The organism is Mycobacterium sp. TH-M82, from assembly GCF_057473605.1.
Window position 1 is genome coordinate 1 of sequence record NZ_JBYCKY010000376.1, and the last position, 5,388, is coordinate 5,388.

The 5,388-nt window shown below is 69.0% G+C and carries 4 protein-coding genes and 1 pseudogene; all 5 read right to left on the reverse strand.

Annotated elements, in window-relative coordinates; genetic code table 11:
* Positions 1–5: 5 nt before the first annotated feature.
* A pseudogene (locus tag AC2VON_RS11640) lies at positions 6–431 on the reverse strand (class I SAM-dependent methyltransferase); the annotation flags it as partial.
* A gap of 259 nt (positions 432–690) precedes the next feature.
* Positions 691–2,259, reverse strand: a complete 1,569-nt coding sequence (locus tag AC2VON_RS11645) for an acetolactate synthase large subunit (RefSeq protein WP_486953105.1) — start codon at positions 2,257–2,259, stop codon at positions 691–693.
* Complete coding sequence (locus tag AC2VON_RS11650) at positions 2,256–3,659, reverse strand: FAD-binding oxidoreductase (protein ID WP_486953106.1); 1,404 nt, start codon at positions 3,657–3,659, stop codon at positions 2,256–2,258. Before AC2VON_RS11650 ends, AC2VON_RS11645 begins: the two co-directional genes overlap by 4 nt.
* Positions 3,660–3,783: 124 nt before the next feature.
* A complete protein-coding gene (locus AC2VON_RS11655) occupies positions 3,784–5,124 on the reverse strand; it encodes a PPE family protein (protein WP_486953108.1) in 1,341 nt (446 codons plus the stop codon).
* A gap of 82 nt (positions 5,125–5,206) precedes the next feature.
* Positions 5,207–5,388 (reverse strand): PE family protein (locus AC2VON_RS11660; RefSeq protein WP_486953107.1); only part of this gene is annotated, 182 nt, incomplete at its 5' end.

Below are 5,388 nucleotides of genomic sequence, written 5' to 3' on the forward strand. Positions count from 1 at the left end.
GGTTAGCGATTGTGGCCGAAGTGTTCGAAGGCGCCGATAGACACGATCCGGTCCACCTGCTCGTCGTACTCCTCCCAGCCCTGCAGCCGCACCTCGACGTTGCGGGTGGTCGCGACTTTGGCCAGCTTGGCCAGGGCGTACTCGCGTTGGCGCTCGCTGAGCGTGAGCCCGATGACGTTGACGTCGTAGTTCTCGACCGCCCGCTGCATGCCGCCGCCCCAGCCGCAGCCGATATCCAGCAGCGTCATGCCCGGCTGCAGGCCCAGCTTGCCCAGCGCCAGGTCGAACTTGGCGTTCTGCGCCTCGTCGCGGGTGGTGTCGGCGTGTTCGTAGTAGCCGCAGGTGTAGCCCATCGTCGGACCCAGGAACAACTCGAAGAACTCATTGGAGATGTCATAGATCGACTGCAGCTCATCGTATTTCGGTTTCAACGTCGCCGCTGGAACCGAGCTCCACCTGCGCAGGGTCGCCGCATGCCAGCTTTCCCGAGATGGCTGAGTCACTGTAGTAACTTTGGACACATCATTACCACATCACAGCGGGTATCGGAAAATCGAGCAGACACGCCGACGGCCATTCTAAAAAAAACTAGCACACCGATGCGCTGCTCGCGGAGGCCGGGCTCACCGGCGACCAGGTCGCGCGGCTGCGCGCCGCGGAGATCGTGCGATAGCTCGGCCATGCCCAGGTTCAGGGCAGCGCCGGGATCCGGGCGTCGATCAGGTGCGGCCCCGGCTCGGCCAGCGCCCGGCGGAACCCTTGGGCCAGCTCCTCGCAGGTGCTCGCCACCACGGCCGGCACCCCGAAACCCTCGGCGATCTTGGCGAAATCCATGTTCGGCCGGGACAGGTCGAGCAGGTCGCTGGCCTTCGGGCCGCCCGCGCCGGCGCCGACGCGAGCCAGTTCGAGTCGCAGGATGGCATAGGCGCTGTTGTTGATCAGCACCGTGGTGACGTTGGCGTTCTCCCGCCCCATCGTCCACAGCGCCGAGATGGTGTAGGCCGCGCTGCCGTCGGCCTCCAGCGCGATCACCGGCCGGTCGGGTGCGGCGATCGCCGCGCCCAGCGCGACCGGCAGGCCCTGCCCGATCGCCCCCCCGGTCAGGGCCAGCACGTCGTGGCGCGGCGAGCCGGCGGTGGCCGCCGGCAGCAGCAGCCCGGCGGTGACGGACTCGTCGGAGACGATAGCGTTCTCCGGCAGCAGAGCGCCGATGACCTGCACCCAGTTCTGGGCGGTCAACTCCCCCACCGGAAGTTCGGCCAGCTCCGGTGCTGCGGCCGGCCGCGGCGCGGTACCCGGCGCCACCAGGTCGGCCAGCTGCTCCAGTGCGGCCACCACGTCGGTCTCCAGGCCGGCCAGGTTGTGCACGACCGCCCCCTCCGGAACCAGGTCGCTGGGCTGGCCGGGGTAGGCGAAGAACGACACCGGTGCGCGGGTGCCGGCGACGATCAGGTGTTTGATGCCGTCGAGCTGGTAGGCGGCCTGCTCGGCCAGGTAGCCGAGGCGTTCCAGCGCAGGTACACCCGCGCCGTGGGCGAGCCGGGCCGGGAAGGTCTCCACCAGCGCGCGCGCACCGGTGGCGGCGGCGATCCGGTCGGCGGCTTCCAGTCCACGGACGCCGGTGGCCGGCCCGCCGATCAGCAGCACACAGTCGGCTTGGGCTTGGCCGCTGCGCAGCGTGTCGGCGATCTCGGCGACGGCCCCGGGGTCCGGGGCGGCCGGTGGGACGGGTTCGACGGGCCCGGCCGGCTCGGCGCCGTCGCCCCAGGAGATGTCGGCGGGCAGGATCAGGTTGGCGACCTGTGCCGGGCTGGCCAGCGACTCGGCCACCGCCTCGGCGGCGTCGCGGCCGATGTCGGCGCCCGAGGTGGTGCGCCGCACCCAGCCGTGGGTCCAGTCCGTCAGCGGTTCGATGTCAGACTCCAGCGGCGCATCGTACTTCTTGTGGTAGGTCGCGTGGTCGCCGATGACGTTGACCACCGGGACGTGTGCGCGGCGGGCGTTGTGCAGGTTCGCCAGTCCGTTGCCCAGCCCGGGGCCCAGGTGCAGCAGGGTGGCAGCGGGTTTGCCGGCGATGCGGGCGTAGCCGTCGGCAGCGCCGGTGACCACACCCTCGAACAAGCACAGCACCCCGTGCATCGCGGGCACCGAGTCCAGGGCGGCCACGAAGTGCATCTCGGAGGTGCCGGGGTTGGCGAAGCACACCGTTACGCCGCAGTCGACCAGCGTGGTGATCAACGCCTGCGCACCGTTGGTCATCGGGTCACCTCTCCGTCCAGCAGCACACCTGGATTGAGGATACCGGCCGGGTCGAACGAGTCCTTGATAGCGCGCATCAGCGCGATTTTCACCGGATCCTCCAGCTCCAGGAAGTGGCGCGTCTTGACTCGACCCAGGCCGTGCTCGCCGGAGATCGCACCGCCCAGGTCCATCGCGGCGGCGAAGATGTCGTGCAGCAGCCGGTAACGGGTGTCGTCGTCGGCGCAGAACACCCCCAGATGCACGTTGCCGTCGCCGGCGTGTCCGCATCCGACCACCCCGGCACCGACCTGTTGGGCGAGTTCGGTTGCCCGGGTGAGGAACTGGTGCATCTGGGCGCGCGGGACCACCGTGTCGATGACGTCGTGAGCGCCGGCCGCCTTGGCGGCCCAGAACGCCCGTTCGCGCGCCTCGATCAATGCATGTGCCGAATTCCCTTCCAGTACATATAAATCCATTGCACCAAGTGATTCGAGCAACTCGCCCAGCATGGCGACGTCGTCGTCGAGGCGGTCGTGGTCGCGGTTCTCCACCCCGATCACCAGGTGTGCCCGGGCGGCGTCGCGGACATGGTCGGGGATGCCCAGGCTCAGGTTCTGCGAGTAGGTGATCGCAGCCAGGGTGAGCGCATCGACATACTCGAGGATGACCGGGTCCACGCCACTGCGCACCACCGCGGGCACCGCGCGCATCACGGCGGGCAGGTCGGGGAACGGAGCCAGCAGCGTCGCGGCGTGCGCCAGCCGCGGGTAGAGCCGGACGGTGACCTCGGTGGCCAGCGCCAGAGTGCCCTCCGAGCCGATGATCAGCTGGGTCAGGTCGTAGCCGGTGGACAGCTTGGTGATCTTGCCACCGGTGCGGATCAGCTCACCGGTGGGCAGCGCGGCCTGCAGCCCGACCACGTTGTGGCGGGTCACTCCGTACTTGACCGCGCGCATGCCGCCGGCGTTGGTGCCGACGTTGCCGCCCACACTGGCGGAGAGCTCACCGGGAAACACGGTGTACACCAACCCTTCCGCGGCAGTGGCGGTGTCGAGGTCGGCCAGCGTGACCCCGGGCTGCACCACCGCGACCTGGTTGTCGGCGTCGATCTCGAGGATGGTGTTCATCTTTTCGAACGAGATGAGCAGCCCGTCCGGGCAGGGCCGCGCGGCCGCCGACAGGCCGGTTCCCGAGCCGCGGGCGGTGACCGGGATCTTGGCCTTCGTGGCGGCGGCCAGCAACGCGGCGACCTGCTCGGCGGTGTGCGGGCGGGCCACCCAGCGCGGCGTTACTGGGGACCCGACCAGTGCCTCGTCGTGGTGATAGTCGGACCCGATCGCCTCGCCGGTCAGCAGGTCGGCGGCGCCGACGATGCCGGCCAGCTCGTGGGCGACGTCGGTGTCGGTCTGTGCTTGCATGACATCGGATGTTACGAGCAGCCGACCAACCGCACCACGTCCGGGCACAGCAGCTGTCTTCGGATCCTTTCGAGCCAGCTGCCGCGGTGCCGAATTCGCCCAGCGGCGCTGAGCCGCTGACCTGCTACTCCATCGCCTGCCTGATCAACTTGGCCGCCGAAATTGTCAGCGCATCGCGCTTCTTCGCTAATTCCGCGGCTGCCTTGCGCAGCTTGTTGAGTTCATCGCGTTCACTCAACACGCTGGTAACATCGGTCTGCACCCACCGATTCAGTGCGCCGCCGCGACCGCCCGCCTCCCCCGGGATCCTTGCCGACTCTTTGGCTTCGGAGCCCTGCCGGGAGCGCGAGTCGCCATTTCTCGGTGCATTGACGACGCTGCCCAGCATCGGCATGCCGCCCAGGCCTGCCATGCCTGGCGCAGCCATCCCCGCCTGCGGCAACGCGGCCGAACCAGCGGCGGGCAATGCTTTGGCGGCAAGCCGGACCTCCGGGGCGGTGCCCCAGGACTGCGGCACCGAAAGCCCGCCGACCGACGCGGCCCGGCCCAGGCCCGCCGACGTCCCCGCAACGCCCCGGCCCGTCGAGCCCGCCAACCCCGACGCACCCAGCGCCGACTCCGAACCCACCAGGGTGGCCGGCCCGGAACCCGCCAGCGCCGATCCGGAACCGGTGAGACCCCCCATGCCCCACACCCCCCCTTGTGACGCCGCCCACCAAAACGTGAACGCGAGCGCTGCGTTTTCCGGTACGGCTGTCAGAATCGTGACTCCGGCAACAGTGAAGCCTGCCCCGCCCTGACCCGCGTTGGGCCCAGTAGTGAATAACGATATATCTTCGAGGAACTTAACTGGGTTGCTGGTCAAGAGGTCCAGCAGCTTCGCCGACGGCCCGCTCGTACCCAGGTTTTGCAGAAAATTGCCCAACTGCGTGAGCAGCTGATTCAGTTTATCTATGATGCCCTGGGTGGCCGGCGCGGCCGCCTTGGTGTCCTGCGGCGCGGGGGTGAACGGGGTCACCGTCGTGGCGGCCGCCGAGTTGGCGGTGTAACTGTGCATCGCCGTAGCGTCTTGGGTCCACATCTGCGCATACTGCGCCTGGTTCGCCGCGATCGCGTGGGTGTTCTGCCCGACGATATTGGTGGCCACCAGCGACGCCAACGACGCCCGGTTGGCCGCGATCACCGCCGGCGGCACCACCGCGGCAAACGCCGCCTCGTAGGCCGCCGCCGCCGCCCTGGCCTGGTTGGCGGTCTGCTCGGCCTGCGCGGAAGTGGTGTCCATCCACTCCACATACGGCGCGACCGCCGCCGTCATCGACGCCGACGCCGGACCCAACCACGCGTCGTCGGTGAGCTCGGAAACCACCGCCCGATACGAGCCCGCCGCCGAACTCAACTCCGCCGCCAACTTGTCCCAAGCCGCCGCGGCCGCCAGCAACGGCCCCGACCCCGCACCGGCATACATCCGCGCAGAGTTGACTTCCGGCGGCAACGCCGCAAAATCGACCACACTCACCCCTAAGCCAGTCTGTCGGGCCGAAACGTCGTCACAGAGCCGCCGCCGCGTTGGCCGCCTCGGTCTCGGCATACGAGGCCGCACTGGCGCTCAAAGTCGCCACGAACTGCTCATGGATGGCCGCAGCCTGAGCGCTGATCTGCTGATACATCTGCGCGTGCGCAACGAACAACGCCGCCGTCAGCACCGACACCTCATCGGCGGCGGCCGGGG

Excerpts from the sequence above, each read along its gene's own strand:
- AC2VON_RS11645 (WP_486953105.1), bottom strand. The coding sequence starts at position 2,259 with ATGACCAACGGTGCGCAGGCGTTGATCACCACGCTGGTCGACTGCGGC.
- AC2VON_RS11650 (WP_486953106.1), bottom strand. The coding sequence starts at position 3,659 with ATGCAAGCACAGACCGACACCGACGTCGCCCACGAGCTGGCCGGCATC.
- AC2VON_RS11655 (WP_486953108.1), bottom strand. The coding sequence starts at position 5,124 with ATGTATGCCGGTGCGGGGTCGGGGCCGTTGCTGGCGGCCGCGGCGGCT.